This window comes from Variovorax sp. PDC80 (assembly GCF_900115375.1).
In the GTDB taxonomy this organism is placed as follows: Bacteria; Pseudomonadota; Gammaproteobacteria; order Burkholderiales; family Burkholderiaceae_C; genus Variovorax.
Genome location: NZ_FOWG01000004.1, coordinates 142,032 through 165,959, shown reverse-complemented (window position 1 = coordinate 165,959; position 23,928 = coordinate 142,032). Strand labels below are relative to the sequence as shown.

The following is a 23,928-nucleotide window of genomic DNA, read 5'->3' as shown; positions in this document are numbered from 1 at the left end:
GCCAGAACAACGAACGGAGACAGATCGAATGAACCTTTCCCGCACCGCCCTGGCCCTCGCGCTCGGCACCGCCCTGGCCGCGAGCGCATCGGCCCAGGTGTCCGACGACGTGATCCGCATCGGCTTCATCAGCGACATGTCGGGCCTGTACCGCGACTACGACGGCCCGGCCGGCGCCGAGGCGATCCGCATGGCGATCGCCGACATGGGCGGCGCCATCGGCGGCAAGAAGATCGAGCTGGTCACGGCCGACCACCAGAACAAGCCCGACATCGCCGCCGCCAAGGCGCGCGAGTGGTTCGACGTGCAGAAGGTCGACATGCTGATCGGCGGCGTCAACTCGGGCGCGGCCATCGCCATGGCCGGCGTGGCGGCGGACAAGAAGAAGCCCTACTTCGTGGTGGGTTCGGGCGCGTCGAGCCTCACCAACGAGTACTGCTCGCCCTACACGGTGCACTACGCCTACGACACGGTGGCGATGGCGCGCGGCACCGCGAGCGCGGTGGTCAAGGCCGGCGGCAAGAGCTGGTACTTCGTGGCGGCCGACTATGCCTTCGGCGCCGCGCTGCAGAACGACGCGACCAAGACGGTGCTGGCGAACGGCGGCACGGTGGCGGGCTCGGTCAAGCACCCGCTGGGCGCGAGCGACTTCTCGTCCTTCATGCTGCAGGCGCAGAGCTCGAAGGCGCAGGTGCTGGCGCTCGCCAACGCGGGCGGCGACACGGTCAACGCGATCAAGTCGGCGGCCGAGTTCGGCATCGCCAAGAACATGAAGCTGGCCGGCATGATCATCACCATCAACGACGTGCATGCGCTGGGCCTCAAGGCCTCGCAGGGCATGTACCTGACCGACAGCTGGTACTGGAACCAGAGCCCCGAGGCGCGCACCTGGGCGCGGCGCTTCTTCGACAAGCACAAGCGCATGCCCTCCTCGTTCCATGCCGGCGACTACTCGGCCGCGCTGCAGTACCTGCAGGCCGTGAAGGCCGCCGGCAGCGACGATGCCGACAAGGTGATGGCGCAGCTGCGCAGGACGAAGTTCGACGACATGTTCGTCAAGGGCGGCTGGCTGCGCGACGACGGCCTGATGGTGCACGACATGCACCTGATGCAGGTGAAGTCGCCCGAGGAATCGAAGGAGCCCTGGGACTACTACAAGGTGGTGGAAGCGATCCGCGGCGAAGCCGCCTGGACCACCAAGGCCGAGAGCCGCTGCGCGCGGTGGAAGTCATGAGCGCGGCGCACGGCGTACGGCGCGTTGCGGTGGTCGGCACCGGCGTGATCGGCGCGAGCTGGACCGCCTACTTCCTCGCGCAGGGCCTCGACGCCAACGCGACCGATCCCTCGCCCGGCGCCGAAGAAAGGCTGCGCCAGGCGGTGGCGCAGCACTGGCCCACGCTCGAGCGCTTCGGGCTGGCCGCGGGCGCCTCGGTCGACCGGCTGCGCTTCCACGACAGCCTGGAGGACGCGGTCTCGGTGGCCGACTTCGTGCAGGAGAACGGCCCCGAGCGCATGGACTTCAAGATCGAGCTGTTCCGCCGCATGGACGCGGCCGCGCCGCCCGACGCGATCCTGGCCTCGAGCTCATCGGGCCTGGCGATCAGCGGCGTGCAGTCGGGCTGCGCGCACCCGCAACGCGTGGTGCTCGGCCATCCGTTCAACCCGCCGCACCTGATCCCGCTGGTGGAAGTGATCGGCGGCGAGCGCACGTCGGCCGACACCATCGAGCGCACCCTGGCCTTCTACGCGGCCATCGGCAAGCGGCCGATCCACGTGAAGCGCGAGGTCAAGGGCCACATCGCGAACCGGCTGCAGGCCGCGCTGTGGCGCGAGGCCTTCCACCTGGTCGAGCAGGGCGTGGCCTCGGTGGCCGACATCGACACCGCGATCGCGCACGGCCCGGGCCTGCGCTGGGCCGTGATGGGACCGTTCATGAACCTGCACCTGTCGGGCGGCGCGGGCGGCATCGCGCACGTGCTCGCGCACCTGGGCGGGCCGATCGAGGACTGGTGGAAGGACCTGGGCGCGCCCTCGATGACGCCCGCGCTCCAGGCGCGGGTGAGCGAAGGCGTGGCGCAGGAGCTGGGCACGCGCCGCACGGACGAGCTCGAAGCCGCGCGCGACACCCTGCTGTTGAACCTGATTCGCGCCAAGGCCGACACCGGCACACTCGATTGACATGACCGACTTCCTCCAAGACGACAGCCTGATCGCCCCGCCCCGCACGGTGCGCATCGACTTCGACGACGGCTCCTTCGCGCTGCGCTCGCCGCAGGCGCTGAAGCCCTATGCGCGCTGCATCGGCGAATGGATCGAGCGCTGGGCGCGCGAGACGCCCGAGGCGCTGGCCTTCGCCGAGCGCGACGACGGCGGCGCGGACTGGCGCCGGCTCGACTACCGCGCGCTGCGCCAGGCCGTCGGCGCGGTGGCGCAGGGCCTGCTCGACCTCGACCTGCCGGCCGACGCGCCGGTCGTGATCCTGTCGGACAACGCGATCGACCACGCGGTGCTGATGCTGGCCACGATGCACATCGGCCGCGCGGCCTGCTCGCTGTCGAGCGCCTATTCGCGCATGGCCAAGGACCCCTCGCGGCTGCACGAGATGCTGCGCGCGCTGCGGCCGGGGCTGGTCTATGCCTCGGACGCCAGGGCCTACGGCGCCGCGCTCGCGGGCAGCGGCGTGGCGGCGGTCGCGGTGTTCAGCCGCAACGCCGAAGCGCACCCCGGCGCGCTGGCCTTCGCGCGGCTGCTCGCCAGCGCCGAGACGCCCGCCGTGATGCAGGCCTTCGAAGCGGTGCTGCCCGACACCCATGCCAAGTACCTGCTGACCTCGGGCTCGACCGGCAAGCCCAAGGTGGTGATCAACACCCACCGCATGCTGTGCGCCAACCAGCAGATGATGGCCCAGACCTGGCGCTTCCTCGCGCACGAGAAGCCGGTGCTGGTCGACTGGCTGCCCTGGAGCCATACCTTCGGCGCCAACCACGACCTGAACATGGTGCTGGCGAACGGCGGCGCGCTCTACATCGACGAGGGCCGGCCCGCGCCGGGACTGATCGAGAAGACGGTGCGCAACCTGCGCGAGGTGAAACCCACGCTGCTGTTCAACGTGCCGCGCGGCTACGACATGCTGCTGCCCTTCCTCGAGGCCGACGACGCGCTGGCCACCGAGGTGTTCTCGCGCCTGCGCCTGGCCTTCTACGCGGCCGCGGCGCTCGCGCCCTCGACCTGGCAGCGGCTCGAGGCGGTGGCGCGGCGCGTGCGGCCCGACCGGCCGCTGTGGCTCACCACCTCCTGGGGCGCCACCGAGACCTCGCCCGCGATCACCTCGGCGCACTGGAAGCTCGATGGCGCGGGCTGCATCGGCGCACCGCTGCCGGGGCTGGAGCTGAAGTTCGTGCCCAACGGCGAGAAGCTCGAGATGCGCGTGAAGGGCGTGTCGGTGTTCCCCGGCTACCGCGGCGCGCCGCGCGAGACCGCGCAGGCCTTCGACGCGGAGGGCTACTACCGGCTAGGCGACGCGGGCTTTCTCGCCGATGCCGCCGATCCGGCGCGCGGCGTGATCTTCAACGGCCGTGTGGCCGAGGACTTCAAGCTCTCGACCGGCACCTGGGTCTCGGTCGGCACGCTGCGCGTGAAGCTGGTGTCGCTGCTGGCGCCGCATGCGCAGGACGTGGTGCTCACGGGCCACGACCGCGACGAGATCGGCATGCTGGTGTTCGCGAGCCCGCAGGGCGCGGCGCTCGCGCCCGAGGCGCTGGCCGAGCGCATCGCGGGCGTGCTGCGCGCCTTGCGCGCGGAGGGCGCGGGCTCCTCGCAGTGCCCGGCCTGCGCGCTGGTGCTGAGCGAGCCGCCCAGCCTCGATGCGGGCGAGATCACCGACAAGGGCTACATCAACCAGCGCGCGGTGCTGGTGCGGCGCGCGGCCGAGGTGCAGCGGCTGCATGCGCGCGCGCCGGAGGATGCGCTGGTGGTGCGGCTGGGCTGAGCCTCAGGCCACCGGCAGCGCCAGCCACTGCCGCCACAGCAGCCGCGCCGTGTCCTGGTAGCGGCGCGTGACCGCGAGCAGCTCGGCACGCGGCTCGGGCGGCATCAGCTCGGCCGGCAGCAGCGGATCGCGGATCAGGTGCGCGATCACCGCGCGGCCCAGCAGCAGCGATTCGCGCACGGCCGTTTCGAGCGGCCGCGTGCGCAGGCGCTGTTCGCTGCGCTCGAGACCGGCCTGCAGGCGGCGGCATTGCGCGGCGAGCGCGCGCACGTCCCACAGCCGGCGCGCGCTCGCCTGCGCCGCCTCGTCGAGGTCGGCGAGCCGGAACACCGGCGCGCCCGGCGAGAGCCCCAGTTCCTTGAGCTTGCGGCGCTCGGCCTCGAGGCCGCCCGCGAGGTTGTCGGGCCGGATCTGCAGGCCGGGCCGCAGCGGCGCGAAGCCGCGCAGCGAGAGCGCGAGGCCGTGGCGGCGCCAGGCGGTCTTGTCGGCGCGCGCCACGCCGGCGTCGTGCACGGCCAGCCAGTCGCCGCGCCAGCCGACGGCCTGCGCCTGCTTGTGCAGCCAGCCGTCGACCGCGCGCGACAGCGCCGGGCCCTCGCGCTCGAGCCGGTAGTTGCCGCGCTCGCCGCGCGCGATCTTGCCCTCGGCCGCGAGCCGCGTGAGACCCACGCGCATCGTGGTCTCGCCGATGCCCAGCAGCGCGCCCGCGCGGCACAGCGCCTGCGAACTCAGCGTGCCGCCGTCGGCCACCAGCAGGTCGAGGATCAGGTCGGGCGCGCTCGGCAGGCTGACGGAGACATTACATATCTTGTCCATGTTTGCGAAATGATGAAATGTTTCCTACGATGACCGGGACCGATCCATTCCGTAATTTTGTGTCCGAAGGAGCCCCTCCATGGCATCCGAACAAACCCCCTGTGTACGCGCCGAATCCGATGGCGCCATCCTGACCGTCACCATCGACCGGCCTGCTCAGCGCAACGCGGTCGACGGCGCGGTGGCCGCCGAGCTGCGCGCGGCCTTCGAGCGCTTCGAGGCCGACGACGCCTTGCGCGTGGCGGTGCTGACCGGCGCGGGCGGCCACTTCTGCGCCGGCGCCGACCTCACGGCCGTCGGCGACCCCGCGCGGCGCAACGAGCTCGACCCCGAGGGCGGCGGCAGCGGCCCGATGGGGCCCACGCGAATGGCGCTGTCCAAGCCGCTGATCGCCGCGATCAACGGCTACGCGGTGGCCGGCGGGCTCGAGCTGGCGCTGCTGGCCGACCTGCGCGTGGCCGACGAGGACGCGGTGTTCGGCGTGTTCTGCCGCCGCTGGGGCGTGCCGCTGATCGACGGCGGCACGGTGCGGCTGCCGCGGCTGGTGGGCATGGGCCGCGCGCTCGACATGATCCTGACCGGCCGCCCCGTGGGCGCGGCCGAGGCGCTGGCCATGGGCCTCGCGAACCGCGTCGTGCCGCCCGGCGGCGCGCTGGCCGCGGCGCAGGAACTGGCGCGCCAGATCGCCGCCTTCCCGCAGCAATGCATGCTGGCCGACCGCCGCTCGGCCTTCGAGCAATGGGACCTGCCGCTGGCCGAGGCGCTGCGCCGCGAGGGCGCGCGCGGCGTGCCGATCGTCGCGGCCGAGGGCGAGGCGGGCGCCGCGCGCTTCGCGGGCGGCACGGGCCGCCACGGCGAATTCGGGCGCTGAGCGCGCCCCCATCGAAGAACACACAGGAGACACGGACTTGCACCCACCCACCTATCTCGAACTGATTCGCCGCGGCGCGCTGCAGCACGGCCCGCGCACCGCCATCGTGTTCGGCGAACGCAGCCTGAGCTTCACCGAGGTCGACCAGCTCAGCAGCCGGCTCGCGCAGGCGCTGCACGCGGCCGGCGCGGCGCCGCGCACGCGCGTGGCGCTGCTGCTCAACAACGGCCTGCACAGCGTGCCGCTGGACTTCGCCTGCGTGAAGGCCGGCATCAACCGCGTGCCGCTCAATGCGCGGCTCTCGCTGGCCGAGCATGCGCGCATGCTGGCCGACACCGGCTGCACCCACCTGGTGTTCGGCCCCGACCTGGCCGAGCGCGCGGCGGCGCTGCGCGAGGCGGCACCGGGCCTGGCCTGCCTGGGCCTCGGCGCGGCGCTCGAGGGCGCGCCCGACCTGCTCGCACGGGCGGCGACGCTGCCCGCCACGGCGCCCGACTTCGAGCCTTCGCCCGACGACGTGGTGCTCACGCTCTTCACCTCGGGCACCACCGGCACGCTGAAGGCCGCGCAGCACACGCAGGCCTCGTACGCGGCGATCTGCCGCAACGTGCTGCTGAACCTGCTGAACGCCACGCCCGAGGACGCGATGCTGCACGCGGCCTCGCTGATCCATGCCAGCGGCGTGTTCGTGCTGCCGTTCTGGCTGCGCGGCGGCCGCACCGTGATCCTGCCGGGCTTCGAGCCGGGCCTGTTCCTGCGCACGCTGCAGGCCGAGCGCATCACGGCGATCAACCTGGTGCCGACCATGCTGCAGATGCTGTTCGAGCACCCGGAACTGGCGGCCACCGACGTGAGCGCGCTGCGCTACGTGATCTACGGCGCCTCGCCGATGCCGCGCAGCGTGATCCAGCGCGCGATGGCGGCCTGGGGCCGGCACCGCTTCTGGCAGTACTACGGCCAGACCGAGGTGCCGCTGTGCCTCGCGGTGCTGCGGCCCGAGGACCATGTCGACGAACTGCTGGGCGCCTGCGGCCAGCCCGCGCTCGAGGTCGAGATGCGCCTGGTCGACGAGGCCGGCAACGAGGTGCCCGCCGGCACGCCGGGCGAGATCGCGGTGCGCGCGCCCTCGGCCGTGGCGGGCTACCACGATGCACCCGCGCTCAATGCCGAGACCTTCGTCGCGGGCGGCTGGGTGCGCACGCGCGACGTCGGCGTGTTCGACGCGCGCGGCTTCCTGCACCTGAAGGACCGCACCTCCGACATGATCATCAGCGGCGGCTACAACGTCTATCCGCGCGAGGTCGAGGATGCGCTGATGACGCACCCCGCGGTGCGCGAGTGCGCGGTGATCGGCCTGCCGCACGAGAAGTGGGTGGAGGTGGTCACGGCGGTGGTGGTGCTGCGCGCGGGCCAGGCCATCGACGAGGCGGCGCTGATCGCGCACGTGGCCGGGCGGCTCGCCTCGTACAAGAAGCCGCAGCGCGTGATCTTCGCCGAGGAGATTCCGAAGACCGCGGTCGGCAAGCTCAATCGGCGCGCGCTGCGAGAGCGCCACCGGGGCTGATCAGCCGCCCACGCGCTTGAGCGTGGCGCGCATCGCCTTCGCGAAGCGCGGGTCGGCCATGGCGCCGACGTTGAAGCGCGACCAGCGCGAGACCTGCGTCGAGTCGACGCTGAAGATGCGCCCCGGCGCCATCACGATGCGCCGCGGCAGCAGCTCCCTGGCGAAGGCCAGCGAATCGGCCACGCCCGGCAGCGCGGCCCAGACATAGAGCGACTGCGGACTGCGCGCGAACACCTCGGCGCCCACCGCATCGAAGAAGCGCAGCGCCTCGCGCGTGGCCTCGCCCAGGCGGTTCTGCAGCCGGTTCAGGTGACGCTGGTAGTGGCCCTCGCTGAGGATCACGTCGACCGTGCGCTCGGCGTACTCCGAGCTGCTCACGTGGATCAGCGCCTTGAGATCGGCGAGGTCGCTCGCGAGGTCGGCGCCGCAGGCGACGAAGCCCACGCGCAGCGCGGCCGAGAAGGACTTGGAGAAGCTGCCGATGTAGATCGTGCGCTCGAGCTGGTCGAGCGCCGCCAGCCGCGGCAGCGCGGTGGGCTTGAAGTCGGCCAGCGGATCGTTCTCGACGATCAGCAGGTCGTGCTTCTGCGCCAGCTGCAGCACGCGGAAGGCCTTGGCCGGCGAGATGTCGGAGCCGGTCGGGTTGTGGGCCAGCGACTGCGTGAAGAACAGGCGCGGCCGCTCGGCCACCAGCAGCTGCTCGAGCACCTCGAGGTCGGGCCCGTCGGCCAGCCGCGGCACCGCGAGCATCTGCGCGCCCGCGAGCTTGAGCTTGCCGAACAGCGGGTAGTAGCCGGGATCGTCGACCAGCACCTTGCCGCCGGGCGGCACGAAGTAGCGGATGACGATGTCCATGGCCTCGTTGGCGCCGTGCGTGAGCACGATCTGCCGCGGCTCGGCGCCGATGCCGAAGTCGGCCAGCTTGCGCACCAGGTGCTCGCGCAGCGGGCCGTAGCCGAAGCGGCTGCCGTAGCGGAACAGCGCGCCGAGCCCCGTGCGCACCACCTTCGGGTGGTACTTGTCCAGCCGCACGTCGGCCAGCCATTCGACCGGCGGGAAGCCGTCGCCCACGGCCACCGCGTCGGGCTCGGTCTTGAGCTGCTCGCGCATCAGCCACACGATGTCCATCGCGCGGCCCAGGCTGCCGGCATCGTCCTCGGGCGGCCTGGCGCTCGCGGGCTTCGGCTGCGCGCGCACGAAGTAGCCCGAGCCCCGGCGCGGCTCGACCAGGCCGCGCGAGACCAGGTTCTCGAAGGCCGCCACCACGGTGTTCTTGGCATAGCCGTGCAGCTGCGCGAGCTCGCGCAGCGAGGGCAGCTTGTCGCCGGCCTTGTAGGCGCCGCTGGCGATCTGGCGCGCGAGGGCCTCGGCGAGCGAATCGGCGATGGGAGCGGCGCGCGGGCCGCGGCTGGAAGATGCGCTCATGGCCGGCGACTGTGACACAGCGGGCACTGGACGCGCCGCACTGTCCCGACTGTCCCGCGAAACTGTGCCTGCCAAGGCTGGTACAGCGGGCCTAGATTCGCACGCTTTTGAATCCACCCCTTGCACGAACCGAAGCACGAACGATGGTCGCCGACGCCCGCCTCCCCAATTTCCGAGCCCTGACACCCGAGCAGCGCCTCGATCACATCGCGCAGGCCGCTGCGCTCACGCCCGAGGAGAAGGCGCTGCTCGCCGCGCCCGGCGCGCTCGGCATCGAGCGCGCCAACGGCATGGTCGAGAACGTGATCGGCACCTTCGAGCTGCCGCTGGGCGTGGCCGGCAACTTCACGGTCAACGGCCGCGAGTACCTGGTGCCGATGGCGGTGGAGGAACCCTCGGTGGTGGCCGCCGCCTCCTTCATGGCCAAGCTGGCGCGCGAGGGCGGCGGCTTCGAGGCCTCGAGCAGCGGGCCGCTGATGCGCGCGCAGGTCCAGCTGCTGGGCCTGGGCGATCCGCACGGCGCGCGGCTGGCGCTGCTGCGCGCGCGCGATCGCATCCTCGAGGTCGCGAACAGCCGCGACAAGGTGCTGATCGGCCTGGGCGGCGGCTGCCGCGACATCGAGGTGCAGGTGTTCGAGGACACGCCGCGCGGCGCGATGGTGGTGCTGCACCTGGTGGTCGACGTGCGCGACGCGATGGGCGCGAACACGGTCAACACCATGGCCGAGGCGGTGTCGCCGCTGGTCGAGCAGCTCACGGGCGGCACGGTGCGGCTGCGCATCCTCTCGAACCTGGCCGACCTGCGGCTGGCGCGCGCCCGCGTGCGGCTCACGCCCGCGGTGCTCAAGACCGCCGAGCGCAGCGGCGAGGAGATCGTCGAGGGCGTGCTCGACGCCTACACCTTCGCGGCCGTCGACCCCTACCGCGCGGCCACGCACAACAAGGGGATCATGAACGGCATCGACCCGGTGATCGTCGCCACCGGCAACGACTGGCGCGCGGTCGAGGCCGGTGCGCATGCCTATGCCTGCCGCCATGGCCGCTACGGCTCGCTCACGACCTGGGAGAAGGACAGCAGCGGCGCGCTGGTCGGCACCATCGAGATGCCGATGCCCGTGGGGCTGGTCGGCGGCGCCACCAAGACCCACCCGCTCGCGCGGCTGGCGCTCAAGATCCTCGGCGTGCAGTCGGCGCAGGAGCTCGGCGAGGTGGCGGTGGCCGTGGGCCTGGCGCAGAACCTCGGCGCGCTGCGCGCGCTCGCCACCGAAGGCATCCAGCGCGGCCACATGGCGCTGCATGCGCGAAACATCGCGCTGGTGGCCGGTGCCACGGGCGACGAGATCGACGCCGTCGCCAAACAGATGGCCACCGAGCACGACGTGCGCACCGACCGCGCGGTGGCGCTGCTCGAAGCCCTGCGCGCCAGGCACTGAAGCTCAGCCATCGCGGGAAGGGCCCGCACCACGGACCGCGGCCGATACCGCGGCGGCACGCGGGGCGCGTGCCGTCACACCAGCAAGAACGGAGACAAGCAATGAAGCCGAACGGCACGACGCAGGCGCGATGGCGCCTGGTGGAAATCTGGGGCGACACGGCGGACCTGCGCCATCTCGCGGGCGCGATCGCGATCGGCATCGCCGTGAGCCTGGCCGGCTTCCTGCTGGCCAACCGCCTGCTCGCGGGCGCCGTGCGTTCGCCCGAGCTGGCACGTGCCTACGCGATGCTGGCAGGCCTCGCGGGCTGCGTGATCGCGGGCCTGATCTGCGCGCTGCTGTTCGCGCCCAAGCGCGAGGTGGTGGAAGGCGGCGCGGCCGATCCGCGCTGGCGCGAGGAGGTGCTGGCCGAACTGGCCGGCGAGCATGGCGAACTCGGCGCGATGAGCGACCTGCCGCCCGCCGCGCTGCGCGAGCTCCAGGAGCTGGGCCTGCACGACCTGTTCGCCAACCACCGCCCGCGCACCCGCGCCGCCGCCGAAGGAGCCGCCTCGTGATCGACGCCGCACTGCTGAACCAGATCCTCGTCGCCACCGGCATGGGCCTCGTGGGCGCCGTGGTGTTCGCCGCCATCGGCCTGGTGTCGGGCACCGACGAGACCACCACGCTCGCGCCGTTGACCCTGCTGGTGGTGCTGCTGGGCGTGCCGCCCGAGGGCGTGTTCACCTTCTTCCTCGCGGCCGCGGTGGCCAAGCACATGACGCACGCGGTGCCGACCGCGCTGCTGGGCATCCCGGGCGACACCATGGCCACGCCGCTGCTGCAGGACGCCAACATGCTGCGCAACCTCGGCGTGCCGCACATCGCGCTGCGCAAGATGGTGTCGGGCGCGATCATCGCGGCCTTCGTCGCGGTGCCGCTGGCCGTGCTGTTCGCGGTGCTGCTCGCGCCCTACGGCGCGGCCATCACCAAGGCGGCGCCATGGATCTTCGTGGTGGCGGCCGTCGCCATCGCCTGGTTCTCGAGCGGACGCTGGGCCTCGGTGGCGACCCTGGTGCCGTTCGTGATCGTGATCGTGGCGCTGCAGTCGCTGACCGCCAAGTACGGCGTGAAGCTCAGCATCAGCTACTTCCTCGGCATCGCGATCGGGCCGCTGGTGGCCGACCTGTTCTCCGTGCTGTCGCCGACGGCCAGGGCGCGCATGGCGCGCGAGAAGGTGCGCACCTTCTCGCTGGCGCCCGACGTGAAGGGCTGGAGCGGCTACTTCCCGAATCCCTTCAAGGTGCTCGACCGCGGCCAGGTGAAATGGACGCTGGCCACCGCCACCATCTCGAGCGCCACCTTCGTGTTCAGCCCGGTCGCGATGACGGTGGTGCTCGGCGAGCTGGTCGGCTCGCGCATCAAGCATGCCTACCACCGGCTCACCACCACGCTGGCCGCGCGCAACGGCGTGACCGAGGCCACCTACGTGGCCGAGGCGCTGATCCCGCTGATCGCGATCGGCCTGCCGCTGAGCCCGGTGGCCGCGGGCCCGGCGGCGCCGCTGTTCAATGCGCCGCCGGTGTTCACCATCGACGCCGCCACCGGCCAGACCCACAACCTGCACAACCTGCTGAGCCACTGGGAGTTCCTGGGCTACGGGATGCTGGCGGTGATCCTCGCGGCGCTGGTGGCCTATCCCTTCACGATGAACTTCGCGCGCCGCGCGGCGCTGTTCGTCTCGCGCAAGGTCAGCCACGAGGCGATCATCGCCACCTTCGTCGGCCTGATCGTGGTGATCAGCGTCTGGGAAGGGCAGCTGCTGGGGCTGTTCGTGATCCTCACCATGGGCCTGCTCGGCGGGCTGCTGTCGCGCGCCATCGGCTTCAACACCGGGGTGCAGTTCATGGGCTATTACACGGCGGTGCTGACGGTGCCGGCGGTGCTGAAAGCGATCGGCTAGGGCTTGGGTTTCTTCTTCGAGCCGGGCGGCTCGTCGAGCCCGAACAGCCGCTCCACCTGCTGCCCCACGCGCGCGCCGATCGCGGTGCCCACGCCCGGCAGCACCGCGCTGCCGACGGCCGCGCCCGCGAGCGCGCCGCCGGTCAGCGAGAGCTCGGGATCGCTCAGGGTGCCGCCGATCTTCAGCGGCACGCCGACCACGCCGTCGATCAGGTCGACCGCGGCATCGCCCTGGATGCGCCGGTTGAACAGCCGCACGTTGCCGCTGGCGGTGAGCACGCCCGAACGCGCCTTGAGGTTGGTGTAGCGCAGCACGGTGCCGTCGGGCGTGGCCTCGGTGTCGAGCGTGCCGCTGAGCTCGTCGAGCGCGGTGCGCCCGCCGCGGCTGATGCCGGCGGTGCTCACGGCCTTGGCGAGGTCGAGCTTGGTCAGGGTGGCCGGGCTGACCGAGAACACGGTGCGCGTGCGCAGGCCGCGCATCAGGGCGCCGGCCTTGTCGGCCTCGGCCGTCAGCGTGGTCTGGCCGTGCAGCTTGCCGGCGACGAAGGTGCGGCGGCCGAAGGTCTGGACCAGCCCCTCGATGTCGACGTCGCGCGGCGCGAGCTCGGCCGACACGCGCAGGCGGCCGTTGTCCAGCGTCTCGAAGCGGCTGACGCCGTTCCAGCTGCCGCCCGCCACGTCGATGCGGGTCTGCCAGCGGTCGTTGCGGCCCTCGCGGTCCAGCCGCAGCCGGGCCGGTGGCGAGGCCTGCGTGCGCTCGGCCAGCGCATGGCGCGGGCGCCAGCCGGGGTCGAAGTCGATCTGGCCGTCGTAGGCCAGCTCGATGTCGCGCCGGTCGATCCAGCGCACGTCGCGCCAGCGCAGCCGCTCGAGTGGCGTCTCGGCCAGCGTCCAGGGCGCGGGCAGGGCGATCCGGCCTTTCTCGATGGTCTCGGGCGCGCGGCCGCGGAAGGCGCGGATCGATTCTCCGGGCAGCACCGCGCCCTCGACCTCGAGCGAGTCGGCCGCGACCACGCGCTTCCACAGCGGCGCGAGCTGCAGCCGCAGCGCGATGCGGTGCACGGTGACCGGGCGTGGCTGGTCGGTGGCGACGTCGGTCAGCACCAGCACCGGCATGGGCAGCAGCGACCAGTGGGCGCCGCCGATCCTGAGGCCGATGCCGTAGTGCTTCTCGAAGCCCTCGGCGATGCGTTGCGACACCTCGGCGTCGCTGGGCAGCAGCCAGCGCGCCGCCCCCCACAGCGCGAGGGCGCCCGCCAGCAGCACCAGGGCCGTGCCGGCGAGCCAGAACCGGACGCGCCGGGAGAGGGGTTTCATCCATGCAAGCTAGCACGCCTAGGCGACTGCCAGTGTCAGCCGCCGTCGCTATAGTTTCCGCCACCCTTTTTCAAGCACACCAAGACGAAAGACGAGCACGCCATGCGCATCTGGAAGAAAGACATCTCGGTCGAGGCCCTGACCCAAAGCCACGTCGGCACCACCGTGGAACACCTGGGCATCGAATTCCTCGAGGTCGGCGACGACTTCATCCGCGCCCGCTGCCCGGTCGACAACCGCACGCGCCAGCCCTACGGCATCCTGCACGGCGGCGTGTCGGTGGTGCTGGCCGAGACGCTGGGCTCGTGCGGCGCCCACTACTCGGCGCCCGACGGCGAGCGCGCCGTGGGCCTGGACATCAACGCCAACCACATCCGCTCGGCCTCGAGCGGCTGGGTGATCGGCACCGCCCGCCCGGTGCACCGCGGGCGCAGCACCCAGGTCTGGCAGATCGACCTGACCAACGAAGCGGGCGAGCTGACCTGCGTTTCGCGCATCACAATGGCGGTGCTCCAGCCCCGCGGCTGAGCACGACCGGCACCCTACAAGCCTGGACCACGACACGAGGAGACAAGCCATGAGCAATCCATTCACCTGGCGCGAAGTCGCCGCCACCGAGGGGCGCGTGGTCGCGCCCGACGAACGCCTGCCCTGGGTGCAGACCGGCTTCATGGGCGTGCAGCACGTGATCGCCATGTTCGGCGCCACCGTGCTGGCGCCGATCCTGATGGGCTTCAGCCCCAACATCGCGATCCTGATGAGCGGCATCGGCACGCTGATCTTCTTCCTGATCACGGGCGGCAAGGTGCCCAGCTACCTGGGCTCAAGCTTCGCCTTCATCGGCGTGGTGATCGCAGCCAGCGGCTACGCCGGCAAGGGGCCCAACGCCAACATCGCGGTGGCGCTGGGCGGCATCGTGGCCTGCGGCGTCGTCTACATCGTGATCGGCGCCATCGTGCAGGCCGTGGGCACGGGCTGGATCGAGCGCTTCATGCCGCCGGTGGTGACCGGCGCGGTGGTGGCGGTGATCGGGCTCAACCTCGCGAACGTGCCGATCAAGAACATGGCGGCCGGCAACTTCGACGCCTGGATGCAGGCCCTGACCTTCCTCTGCGTCGGCCTGGTGGCGGTGTTCACGCGCGGCATGGTGCAGCGGCTGCTGATCCTGGTGGGGCTGATCCTGGCCACCATCGTCTATGCCGTGCTGACCAACGGCATGGGCCTGGGCAAGCCGGTGGACCTCAGCGGCATCGCCAACGCGGCCTGGTTCGGCCTGCCGGCCTTCACCGCACCGGTGTTCACGGCCAACGCGATGCTGCTGATCGCGCCGGTGGCGATCATCCTGGTGGCCGAGAACCTGGGCCACCTGAAGGCGGTGACGGCCATGACCGGGCGCAACCTCGACGGCTACATGGGCCGCGCCTTCATCGGCGACGGCATCGCCACCGTGGTCAGCGGCGCGGCCGGCGGCACCGGCGTGACCACCTATGCCGAGAACATCGGCGTGATGGCCGCCACCCGCATCTATTCGACCGCGGTGTTCGTGGTGGCGGCGGTGATCGCGCTGGTGCTGGGCTTCAGCCCCAAGTTCGGCGCGCTGATCCAGGCCATCCCGCTGCCGGTGATGGGCGGCGTGAGCATCGTGGTGTTCGGCCTGATCGCGGTGGCGGGCGCCAAGATCTGGGTCGACAACAAGGTCGACTTCTCGCAGAACAAGAACCTGATCGTGGCGGCGATCACGCTGATCATCGGCACCGGCGACTTCACGCTGAAGTTCGGCGACTTCGCGCTCGGCGGCATCGGCACCGCCACCTTCGGGGCCATCATTCTTTACGCACTGCTGGGCCGCACGAAGAACTGAGGCGCTCCCGGGGGCGCCCGCCAAGCCCCCCAAAGTGAAACCTCGTGCAATAAATGTGCTTCCGGGGCGGCCCGGGCCGCGGCGCCGCACCGCCGCGCGCCCCGCGCCCGTTAGACTCCCAGGCTTTTCGCACCGACGTTTTCCAGACGTTTTCCAATGGCCGATGTTTCCGCCGCGCGCACCAGGGCGGTATTCGAATTCAAGAGCGCCACGCTGCCGCTGATCGCAGTCATCCTCAAGACGACCGATCTGGGCGTGCTGGCCGAGGCGCTCGACGCCCAGCTGGCGGATTCCCCCGATTTCTTCGAACAGGAACCGGTGGTCATCGATCTCTCGCAACTGCCGGAAGCCTCGGCCGAGGGCGGGGCGGGCGACGCGCTCGATTTCGAGGCCCTGCGCGGCCTGCTGGCGCGCCACCAGACCCAGCCGATCGCGGTGCGCGGCGGCAGCGAGGCCCAGCACGCCGCGGCCCGCGCCGCCGGCCTGGTGGTGACCGACATGCCCGCCGCCCCGGCCCCGCGCCCGGCCGAGCCGCCGCCGGCCACCCCGTCGCCCGCGCCGCAGATCGTGCGCGAGGTGCCGGTGCCGGCCAACGGCACGCTGCTGATCGACCGGCCGCTGCGCTCGGGCCAGCAGGTCTATGCCCGCGGCGGCGACGTGATCGTGACGGCCGTGGTGAGCCATGGCGCCGAGGTCATCGCCGACGGCAACGTGCACGTGTACGCGCCGCTGCGCGGCAAGGCGATCGCCGGCGCGCGCGGCAACACCGAGGCGCGGATCTTCTCGACCTGCCTCGAAGCCCAGCTGGTGGCGGTGGCCGGCATCTACCGGACCTCGGAAGTGCCGCTGCCCGACTCGGTGCTCGCGAAGGCGGCCCAGATCCGGCTCGATGGCAAGAAAATCGTGATCGAGCCCATTGCCTGACGGCAGGGCGGGACGACGCGGCAGCGATCCAGCAACAACCGAATCGAAACAAGAAGGAATGGCCATGGCCAAGATAGTGGTGGTGACCTCGGGCAAGGGCGGCGTCGGCAAGACGACCACGAGCGCCAGCTTCTCCTCGGGCCTCGCGCTCGCGGGCAAGAAGACGGCCGTGATCGACTTCGACGTGGGCCTGCGCAACCTCGACCTGATCATGGGTTGCGAACGCCGCGTGGTGTACGACCTGATCAACGTGATCCAGGGCGAGGCCAACCTGAGCCAGGCCCTGATCAAGGACAAGCAGTGCGAGAACCTGTTCGTTCTCGCCGCCTCGCAGACGCGCGACAAGGAAGCGCTGACGCAGGAAGGCGTGGAGAAGGTGCTCACCGACCTGGCGGCGATGGACTTCGACTACATCGTCTGCGACTCGCCCGCGGGCATCGAGACCGGCGCGATGATGGCCATGCACTTCGCCGACGAGGCGCTGGTGGTGACCAATCCCGAGGTCTCGTCGGTGCGCGACTCGGACCGCATCCTGGGCATGCTCAGCAGCAAGACCAAGCGCGCCAAGGACGGCGGCGACCCGGTCAAGGAACACCTGCTGATCACGCGCTACAACCCGAACCGGGTGGCGGGCGGCCAGATGCTCTCGCTGGAGGACATCCAGGACATCCTGCGCATTCCGCTGATCGGCGTGATCCCCGAGTCGGAGAGCGTGCTGCACGCCTCCAACCAGGGCGTGCCCGCGATCCACGACAAGGACACGGACGTGGCCCAGGCCTACAGCGACGTGGTGGCGCGCTTCCTCGGCGAGGACAGGCCGATGCGTTTCGTCGAGGCCGAGAAGCCGGGCTTCTTCAAGCGGATTTTCGGAGGCAGATAAGGCATGTCGTTCCTCTCGTTCCTCCTTGGCGAAAAGAAGAAGACTGCCAGCGTTGCCAAGGAACGCCTGCAGATCATCCTCGCCCACGAGCGTTCCAGCCTCAGCGGCAAGAGGCGGCCCGACTATCTGCCCGAACTCCAGCGCGAGCTGGTGGCGGTGATCTCGAAGTACGTGGCCATCAATCCCGAGGACATCAAGGTCCACCTGGAGACCCAGGACAACCTCGAGGTGCTCGACATCAAGATCGAGCTGCCCGACCCGGCGCCCACGCCGGCGCGCTGAGTCAGTCCGGCGCGAAGAAGCGGAAGCGGACCGTCGGGTCCGCGACCACGCGCGCCGACAGGGCGCGCTCCCACGCCAGGTAGTCGGCCCAGGCCGGGTCGCGCCGCGGCCCGAACACGCGCATCACCGAGCCCCAGTCGTCGTCGAACGGGGTCAGCAGGCGCGCCGCCTCGAGCGTGGTCGACAGCGCCCGCCCCGAGGCCTTCCAGGCCTGGGTGCCGCCCGCGAGCCAGCCGAAGCGCACGCCGGCCTCGGGCCAGCGGCGTTGCGCATCGCGCGCCGTGCGGCTCGCCGCGATGCCGTCGGGCGAGGTGAAGACCAGCGTGCGGCCCGGCACGATCCATGGAGCGAGCGGCGCCAGCGAGGCCGGCAGCAGGTAGAGCGCGCCCGGCAGGTGGCCGCGCTCGTATTCCAGGCTGGGGCCGACGTCGACCACCGTGGCGCCTTCGAGCGCCTCGGCCTCGATGGCGGGCGGGGCATCGGCGATCGCGGTGGAAGGGGCCGGCGGCAGGCCCTGGGAGGGCAGCGGGCCGTCGAACACATGCACCTCGGCCTGGCCGAGCTGCGTGAGCCAGAAGCTCGTGATGGCGGCGCGCAGCCGGTGGGCCGGGTCGTCGAACAGCACGATGCGCGCGCCGCGCGTGCCCACGAGGTTCTCGAAATGCATCAGCAACTGGCCGCCGGGCACCTGCTGCACGGCCGTGCCCGCGAAGGCCGGGTCGGGCTGCGGGCGCACGTCGAACAGGTAGAGGCTGCGCCGCGGGTCGGCCTGCCAGCGCGCGAGCTGCGCGGCATCGACCAACGGCAGGCGGTGGCGCGCGATCAGGCCGTCGGCCAGTTCGCGCAGCCGTTCGGGCGACTCGGCCGGCAGCAGGTCGGCGGGCGCGGCATTCTGCACCACGGGGCCGCCGTGCAGGCCCCAGTCCATCACGCCGTCCTCGACGAACACCGCATCGCGCGCGCGGCCCAGCAGCCTCAGGGTGGTGGCGCCGACGATGCCGCGCGTGCGGCTGAAGCAGTTGATGGCCCAGAGGTGGTCGGCAGCGGCGGGCGCATCGAAGCGCCGCAATGCGAGCTCGGTGCCGGGATGATTGCGCGCGCCCGGCAGCGAGAGGAATTCGAATTCGGCGCGCGGCCGTGCATCGACCAGCGTGGTGGGCCGCCCATCGCGCAGCCGCTCGCGCAGCGCCTCGACACCGACCGAGGGCGTGCCGAAGTGCAGCCGCGCGCGGTCGCCGAAAGCCTTGACCAGCGTGCCGTAGCCGTCGATGACCGGCAACCCCTGCGCGGCCCAGGCCTCGATGCCGCCGGCCAGCAGGCGCACATCGGTGTAGCCCAGCCGCTCGAGCACGGCCGCGGCCTCGTGCGCGGGGCCATCGGGCGCGGCGCGGTCGTCGTAGAGCACGATCGCCGTGGAACGGCGCGGCACCAGCGTGGCGATCTGCGGCTCGAGGCCGCTCAGCGGCGCATTGCGCGCGAGGTTCGGATGCCGCGCGACGTAGTGGCGGGTCTCGCGCACGTCGAGCAGCGCGAGCTCGGGGCCGTCGGCGGCCAGCAGCAGCGCATGCAGCGCCGCGGCATCGAGGGTGGGGCGGTCGTGCGCGCTCATGCTCAGTTCGGCTGGATGCCGGCCTGCTTCACCACCGCGGTCCACTTGACGGTCTCGGTCTGGATGAAGCGGGCGAACTCCTCGGGCGAGCTGCCGACCGTGAAGGCGCCGATGTCGTCGTAGCGCTTGCGGAAGTCGGCCGACTGCACGATCTCGCGCAGCTCGCGCGAGAGGCGCTGCACCAGCGGCGCGGGCGTGCCGCTGCGCACCACCACGCCGTACCACGAGGTGACCTCGAAGTCGCCGAGGCCAGCCTCGGCGGCGGTGGGCACCTCGGGCAGCCAGGGCGCGCGGCTGCGGTAGGCCACGGCCAGCGGCTTGAGCGTGCCGGCCTTGACGAAGGGGATCGCGGTCACGACCTCGTTGAAGATGAACTGGGTCTGGCCCGCGAGCAGGTCGTTGATGGCGGGCGCGCTGCCCTGGTAGGGGATGGGCGTGAAGTCGGCGCCGGTCTGGGACTTGAGCAGCTCGCCCGCGAGGTGCGAATAGGCGCCCACGCTGATGCCGTAGTTGACCTTGCCGGGGTTCTTCTTCGAATAGTCGATGAGCTCGCGCGGGCTGTTGACCGGCACCTTGGGATTGACCAGCAGCAGCTGCGGCGTCTGCACCAGCAGCGACACCGGCGTGAAGTCGCGCGCGAGGTCGTAGCTCAGCTGCTTGAACAGCGCTGGTTGCACCGTGAGGTTGGAGGCCGGCGCGAGCAGCAGCGTGTAGCCGTCGGCCGGCTGGCGCGCCACGTAGTCGAAGCCGATGTTGCCGGCCGCGCCGCTGCGGTTCTCGACCACCACGGGCTGCTTCAGGCGCTGCTGCAGCTGCTCAGCGACCTCGCGGCCGATCTTGTCGGCGATGCCGCCCGCGGGGTAGGGCACGACCACGCGCACGGTGCGCTGCGGATAGTCGTCGGGCGCGGCGGCCCGGGCCGGCAGCACGGTCGACAGGGCAAGCAGCAAGGCGGCGAGGCCGCGCGAGGGGAGGGTGTTCATGGGACGACGCAAAAAGCCAGCGAGCCTAGGGCGCGGGGGCGGCGGCGCGAACGAAGTTTCGCACCCTTGCTTATGCGGAATGGGCGCATGCGGCGCGGCCCAGGCTTCCTAGCATCGCAGGCCGGACCGCCTCCTCATGAACACCGCCGCCCGCACCTCCACCCAGCCGCTGCAACCCACGCCCGCCGTTGCGGTGGCCACCGCGCGCGGCCGCCGCCACTGGTGGTGGCATTACGAGGTGCCCACCCTGCTGCTCGCGGGCGCGCTCTACCTGGCCTGGGCCGCGCTGGTCTGGTGGCATGCGACGCTGCCGGGCTGGGCGCTGTTCGTCGCGGGCGGCTACCTCGCGCAGCTGCACTTCTCGCTGCAGCACGAGAGCATCCACGCGATGCGCCAGTTGCCGCAGTGGCTGCGCTGGGCCGTGGTGTGGCCGCCGCTCAACCTGTGGCTGCCGTACCCGTTCTACAACCGCGGCCACAGCGCGCACCACGTCAACTTCCACCTCACGCATCCCGAGCGCGACACCGAGAGCGCCTACCACTCGGCACCGGCCTGGGCCGGCTATGGACGCTTCTGGCGCTGGATCTACCTGGCGAACCAGACGGTGGCCTTCCGCGTCGTGCTGGGGCCCTTCCTGCGGCTGTGGAAGCTGGTGCGCTTCGAGACCGGCCGGGTCGCGGCCGGCGACTTCTCGCGCTTGCCGACCTGGGGCTGGCATGCGCTGAGCGTGGCGCCGGTGCTGTACTTCGTGATCGGCGTGGCCGGCATGAGCCTGGGCGAGTACCTGCTGTGCTTCGTCTACCCGGGGATGATGCTGGGCTCGCTGCGCACCTTCACCGAGCACCGCTGGGCCGACACGCCGCACGAGCGCGTGGCGATCGTCGAATCGAACGCGGTGTTCGGCCTGCTCTACCTCTTCAACAACCTGCACCACGTGCACCACCGCGCGCCGACCATGCCCTGGTACGAGATCCCGGTGTACTTCCGACGCCATCGCGCGGCGGTGCTGGCGGCCAACGGCCACTTCTACTACCGCGGCTATGGGCAGATCGTGCGGCGGCACCTGTTCCGGCCGGTGTTCGTGCCGGTGCATCCGGCTTGGTAACTGGCCCTAGCCTGCGACGAAGCCCAGCACGCGCTCGATCACCTCGGCCTCCTTGAGGATGCGGCGGTGCCCCAGCCCCTGCGTGGCGACGAGCCGCGCACCCGGGATCGCATCGCGGTAGGCCTCGCTGTCGGCGAAGCGGTTCACGCGGTCGTCGCGGTCGTGCACGATCAGGGTCGGCCGCGCGATGCGCGGGCCCACGGCGGGCGGCTCGAACTGCGGCATCAGGATGCCCTCGCGCGATTCGATGCGCCGCTGCATCGCGGCGCGCGTGCGTTCGCGCAGGCCGAACACGTGGGCGAAGTAGCGCGTGTATTCGCGCGGCGAGGCGGGCGGTGCCAGCAGCACCAGCCGGTCGGCCGGCAGTCCGCGCGCCGCCGCGTAGGCCAGTGCATTGCCGCCCATCGAGTGCGCGATGGCCGCGCGCAGCGCATGGCCCTCGGCCGCGAGCCGTGCCGCGACGTACTCGAGCGCGCGCGCGAACTGCGGCAGGTTGCTGGCCCAGCCCGCGCTGCGGCCATGTGCCGGCAGCTCGAGCAGCACCGGCCGCAGCCCCGCCGCGGCGATGGCCTGGGCCAGCGGCAGCATCTGGCCCGCATGGCCGCCCCAGCCGTGCATCAGCAGCACCACAGGCGTCTCGTCGACGGCCGAGGCCTGCGAGGCGAGGTGGTAGAGGCCGAGGCTGCCCTGCTCGAAGGCCCAGGTCTCGCGCCGCCACTCGGCGCCCGGCCCCTGGCCGCGGTAGAGCCACTTGGGTGGCAGCGGCGTGCGGAACACGCGGCTGGCCGCGCGCACGCCGAGCGCGGGCCAGAGGCGCTCGATGGCACCGAGCGTCCAGCGCACGGCACGCAGCCGGAGGCTGGCGCCGTAGTAGCCGGAACGCGCGGCGTGGGTGGAGGCCGAAGGCGTGGCGCTGCTCGTCATGCCGTGCGCCCTTCAGTACCAGACCCAGTCCTGGTTGCTGCCGGGCAGCGCACGCAGGGCTTCGCGCAGGGTTTCGACGCCGAGGGCCAGCGCGTAGACGGCCAGGCAGAGGGCGATGATCAGCATGGTGTTTCTCCTTTTTATCGCACGGTTGTGCGAAATTCAGATAAGCAAAGACGAAAGGCGTGCGCCCGGGACCTCCCTCAGGCGCGGTAATCGGAAAGGATGCGCCGCCAGCTGCGCGCGGCATGCTCGCCGGCCAGCGGGTCGCGCAGGAAGCGCGCGTCGTGCAGCAGGGTCATCACGAGGCCGTTGAGCTCGCTGACCAGCAGCGCGGCATCGGTGCCGGCCTTGAGCTCACCGCTGTCCACCGCCTGCAGCACGGTGCGGCGCAGCGCGGCGCGCCAGCGGGTGATCTCGGCGAGCAGCAGCTCGCGCAGCTCGCCCTCGCGGTCGTCGTACTCGAAGGCACCGGCCATGTAGAGGCAGCCGGTCTCGCTCTCGACGTCGCGCGTGCGCGCGATCCAGCGCTCGACGATGTCGGTCAGCCGCGCCAGGCCCTTGGGCTTCTGCATCGCGGGCACGAACACGTCGGCCAGGAAGCGGCGGCCGTATTCCTCGATGACGGCCTTCTGCAGCGCCTCGCGCGATCCCACGCGCGAGAACACGCCGCTCTTGGACAGGGCCAGCCGGCTCGCGATCGCCTGCAGCGTGATCGCCTCCAGGCCCTCGGCCAGCGCGAGATCCATCGCCGCGCCGACGATGGCGGTGCGGGTCAGCTCGCTTTTCTGGGTCTTGGCGTCCATGCGGCGCACTTTAGCACAGTCGTGCGAAATGGCAAACCAACGCGAAGGCCGCCTTGCCAGAGGGCCCAAAGATGATTTGCTCATGTGAAACCAACAAACGCATCGTTCCCCGCATAAGCCGTTGTGCAGAGAATTCCCGGTCCGTCCCGCTCCGGGACATGACCCTTCCGCGCCAGATGAACTTCCAACAACTGCGCTCGGTACGCGAGGCCGTTCGTTGCGGCTTCAACCTGACCGAGGTCGCCCATACCCTCCACACCTCGCAGCCCGGCGTGAGCCGGCAGATCCGCGAACTCGAGGAGGAGCTCGGCATCGAGCTCTTCGTGCGGGCCGGCAAGCGGCTCACCGGCCTCACCGAACCCGGCGGCCACGTGCTGCCGATCATCGAGCGCATGCTGCTCGAGAGCAGCAACCTGCGGCATGCCGGGCAGGAGTTCGTCGCGCAGCAGAGCGGCCTGCTGTCGGTGACGGCCACGCACTCGCAGGCGCGCTATGCGATGCCGGTGGCGGTGCAGGAATTCCGCGCCCAGTTTCCCAACGTGAAGCTGCACCTGCACCAGGGCTCGCCCAAGCAGATCGCGCAGATGCTGATCGACGGCGAGGCCGACGTGGGCATCGCCACCGAGGCGCTGGGCGACTACCCGCAGCTGGTCGCCCTGCCCTGCTACCGCTGGACCCATTCGGTGATCGTGCCGCCAGGCCATCCGCTGCTCGACGCACCGCTCACGCTCGATGCGCTCACGCGCTATCCGCTGATCACCTACGACACCGGCTTCACGGGCCGCTCGCGCATCGACGAGGCCTTCGCGCAGCGCGGGCTCACGCCCAACATCGTGCTGGCCGCGATGGATGCCGACGTGATCAAGACCTACGTGCAGCTCGGCATGGGCGTGGGCATCGTGGCCGGCGTGGCCTACGAGGCCGAGCGCGACACGCAGCTGCGCGCGATCGACGCGGGGCGCCACTTCGGCATCAACCTCACGAAGCTCGCGGTGCGGCGCGGCAACTACCTGCGCAAGTACGTCTACGCCTTCATCGAGTCCTTCGCGCCGACCCTCACGCGCGCTGTGGTGGAAAAGGCACTGACCGACGAAACCAGGGCTTCGCACTACGAAATCTGAAAAGCGTGGCCCGACAAGGGCTTGGCGCGCGGACTTCGCACGGCGGATGCGAGGCTTCGGTCACGATGTCGACCGAAG

General features: G+C 71.3%; 22 protein-coding genes. 15 read left to right on the top strand and 7 right to left on the bottom strand.

Going from position 1 to position 23,928, the window contains the following annotated elements; genetic code table 11:
- Window positions 1–28: 28 nt before the first annotated feature.
- The 3 genes from BM109_RS14210 to BM109_RS14200 are packed head-to-tail and all read left to right on the top strand — an operon-like array spanning window position 29 to window position 3,988.
- Complete coding sequence (locus BM109_RS14210) at window positions 29–1,234, top strand: ABC transporter substrate-binding protein (RefSeq protein ID WP_093343702.1); 1,206 nt, start codon at window positions 29–31, stop codon at window positions 1,232–1,234.
- Window positions 1,231–2,178: a 3-hydroxyacyl-CoA dehydrogenase NAD-binding domain-containing protein gene (locus BM109_RS14205; RefSeq protein WP_093343701.1), complete on the top strand. Its 948-nt coding sequence runs from the start codon at window positions 1,231–1,233 to the stop codon at window positions 2,176–2,178. Before BM109_RS14210 ends, BM109_RS14205 begins: the two co-directional genes overlap by 4 nt.
- A gap of 1 nt (window position 2,179) precedes the next feature.
- Entirely contained in the window at window positions 2,180–3,988 is a 1,809-nt protein-coding gene (locus BM109_RS14200) for a feruloyl-CoA synthase (protein WP_093343699.1), read from the top strand.
- A 3-nt stretch (window positions 3,989–3,991) separates the two neighbouring features.
- Here BM109_RS14200 and BM109_RS14195 read toward each other — a convergent pair whose 3' ends face one another.
- Entirely contained in the window at window positions 3,992–4,804 is an 813-nt protein-coding gene (locus BM109_RS14195) for a PaaX family transcriptional regulator (RefSeq protein WP_093343698.1), read from the bottom strand.
- A 79-nt stretch (window positions 4,805–4,883) separates the two neighbouring features.
- On the opposite strand from BM109_RS14195, the gene BM109_RS14190 reads away from it, so the two are divergent.
- Both BM109_RS14190 and BM109_RS14185 read left to right on the top strand, forming a co-directional pair.
- Window positions 4,884–5,675 (top strand): crotonase/enoyl-CoA hydratase family protein, encoded by a 792-nt coding sequence (locus BM109_RS14190; protein WP_093343696.1) that lies wholly within the window; start codon window positions 4,884–4,886, stop codon window positions 5,673–5,675.
- Window positions 5,676–5,712: 37 nt separating this feature from the next.
- Entirely contained in the window at window positions 5,713–7,239 is a 1,527-nt protein-coding gene (locus tag BM109_RS14185; protein ID WP_177239343.1) for a class I adenylate-forming enzyme family protein, read from the top strand.
- Here the strand turns inward: BM109_RS14185 and BM109_RS14180 are convergent, their stop codons facing one another.
- Entirely contained in the window at window positions 7,240–8,664 is a 1,425-nt protein-coding gene (locus BM109_RS14180) for an aminotransferase-like domain-containing protein (protein WP_093343693.1), read from the bottom strand.
- 143 nt (window positions 8,665–8,807) lie between these two features.
- Here BM109_RS14180 and BM109_RS14175 point away from each other — a divergent pair, with 143 nt between their 5' ends.
- From BM109_RS14175 to BM109_RS14165, 3 genes are all read left to right on the top strand, one after another.
- Window positions 8,808–10,097: a hydroxymethylglutaryl-CoA reductase, degradative gene (locus BM109_RS14175; protein WP_093343691.1), complete on the top strand. Its 1,290-nt coding sequence runs from the start codon at window positions 8,808–8,810 to the stop codon at window positions 10,095–10,097.
- Between the two features lie 101 nt (window positions 10,098–10,198).
- The gene (locus BM109_RS14170; protein ID WP_093343690.1) at window positions 10,199–10,654 is read left to right on the top strand and encodes a hypothetical protein; all 456 of its coding nucleotides are present in this window, start codon (window positions 10,199–10,201) and stop codon (window positions 10,652–10,654) included.
- On the top strand, window positions 10,651–12,039 hold the full coding sequence (locus BM109_RS14165) for a tripartite tricarboxylate transporter permease (RefSeq protein ID WP_177239342.1): 1,389 nt from the start codon (window positions 10,651–10,653) through the stop codon (window positions 12,037–12,039). Before BM109_RS14170 ends, BM109_RS14165 begins: the two co-directional genes overlap by 4 nt.
- On the opposite strand, the gene BM109_RS14160 is transcribed toward BM109_RS14165, so the two are convergent.
- Window positions 12,036–13,355 carry an AsmA family protein gene (locus BM109_RS14160; RefSeq protein WP_093343688.1) on the bottom strand — a complete coding sequence of 440 codons (1,320 nt, stop codon included), beginning with the start codon at window positions 13,353–13,355 and terminating at the stop codon, window positions 12,036–12,038. The genes BM109_RS14165 and BM109_RS14160 overlap by 4 nt on opposite strands.
- Window positions 13,356–13,457: 102 nt before the next feature.
- Between BM109_RS14160 and BM109_RS14155 the strand changes: the two genes are divergently transcribed.
- The 5 genes from BM109_RS14155 to minE all read left to right on the top strand — a co-directional run bounded on the left by BM109_RS14155 (window position 13,458) and on the right by minE (window position 17,302).
- Window positions 13,458–13,883 carry a hotdog fold thioesterase gene (locus BM109_RS14155; protein ID WP_093343687.1) on the top strand — a complete coding sequence of 142 codons (426 nt, stop codon included), beginning with the start codon at window positions 13,458–13,460 and terminating at the stop codon, window positions 13,881–13,883.
- A gap of 49 nt (window positions 13,884–13,932) precedes the next feature.
- Window positions 13,933–15,216, top strand: a complete 1,284-nt coding sequence (locus BM109_RS14150; protein WP_093343685.1) for a solute carrier family 23 protein — start codon at window positions 13,933–13,935, stop codon at window positions 15,214–15,216.
- A 156-nt stretch (window positions 15,217–15,372) separates the two neighbouring features.
- The gene (gene minC / locus BM109_RS14145) at window positions 15,373–16,140 is read left to right on the top strand and encodes a septum site-determining protein MinC (protein WP_093343684.1); all 768 of its coding nucleotides are present in this window, start codon (window positions 15,373–15,375) and stop codon (window positions 16,138–16,140) included.
- A gap of 64 nt (window positions 16,141–16,204) precedes the next feature.
- On the top strand, window positions 16,205–17,020 hold the full coding sequence (gene minD / locus BM109_RS14140) for a septum site-determining protein MinD (RefSeq protein WP_093344160.1): 816 nt from the start codon (window positions 16,205–16,207) through the stop codon (window positions 17,018–17,020).
- A 3-nt stretch (window positions 17,021–17,023) separates the two neighbouring features.
- Entirely contained in the window at window positions 17,024–17,302 is a 279-nt protein-coding gene (gene minE, locus BM109_RS14135; RefSeq protein ID WP_093343682.1) for a cell division topological specificity factor MinE, read from the top strand.
- Window position 17,303: 1 nt separating this feature from the next.
- Here minE and BM109_RS14130 read toward each other — a convergent pair whose 3' ends face one another.
- Entirely contained in the window at window positions 17,304–18,911 is a 1,608-nt protein-coding gene (locus BM109_RS14130) for a rhodanese-like domain-containing protein (protein WP_093343681.1), read from the bottom strand.
- A gap of 2 nt (window positions 18,912–18,913) precedes the next feature.
- Window positions 18,914–19,894, bottom strand: coding sequence for a Bug family tripartite tricarboxylate transporter substrate binding protein (locus BM109_RS14125; protein ID WP_093343679.1), 981 nt, complete (start codon window positions 19,892–19,894; stop codon window positions 18,914–18,916).
- Between the two features lie 136 nt (window positions 19,895–20,030).
- On the opposite strand from BM109_RS14125, the gene BM109_RS14120 reads away from it, so the two are divergent.
- Window positions 20,031–20,999: a fatty acid desaturase gene (locus BM109_RS14120; RefSeq protein WP_093343678.1), complete on the top strand. Its 969-nt coding sequence runs from the start codon at window positions 20,031–20,033 to the stop codon at window positions 20,997–20,999.
- 6 nt (window positions 21,000–21,005) lie between these two features.
- On the opposite strand, the gene BM109_RS14115 is transcribed toward BM109_RS14120, so the two are convergent.
- The gene (locus BM109_RS14115; RefSeq protein ID WP_093343676.1) at window positions 21,006–21,923 is read right to left on the bottom strand and encodes an alpha/beta hydrolase; all 918 of its coding nucleotides are present in this window, start codon (window positions 21,921–21,923) and stop codon (window positions 21,006–21,008) included.
- A gap of 203 nt (window positions 21,924–22,126) precedes the next feature.
- Window positions 22,127–22,729 carry a TetR/AcrR family transcriptional regulator gene (locus BM109_RS14110; protein WP_093343675.1) on the bottom strand — a complete coding sequence of 201 codons (603 nt, stop codon included), beginning with the start codon at window positions 22,727–22,729 and terminating at the stop codon, window positions 22,127–22,129.
- A gap of 176 nt (window positions 22,730–22,905) precedes the next feature.
- Between BM109_RS14110 and BM109_RS14105 the strand changes: the two genes are divergently transcribed.
- Window positions 22,906–23,850, top strand: coding sequence for a CysB family HTH-type transcriptional regulator (locus BM109_RS14105; protein WP_057591795.1), 945 nt, complete (start codon window positions 22,906–22,908; stop codon window positions 23,848–23,850).
- Window positions 23,851–23,928: the final 78 nt, after the last annotated feature.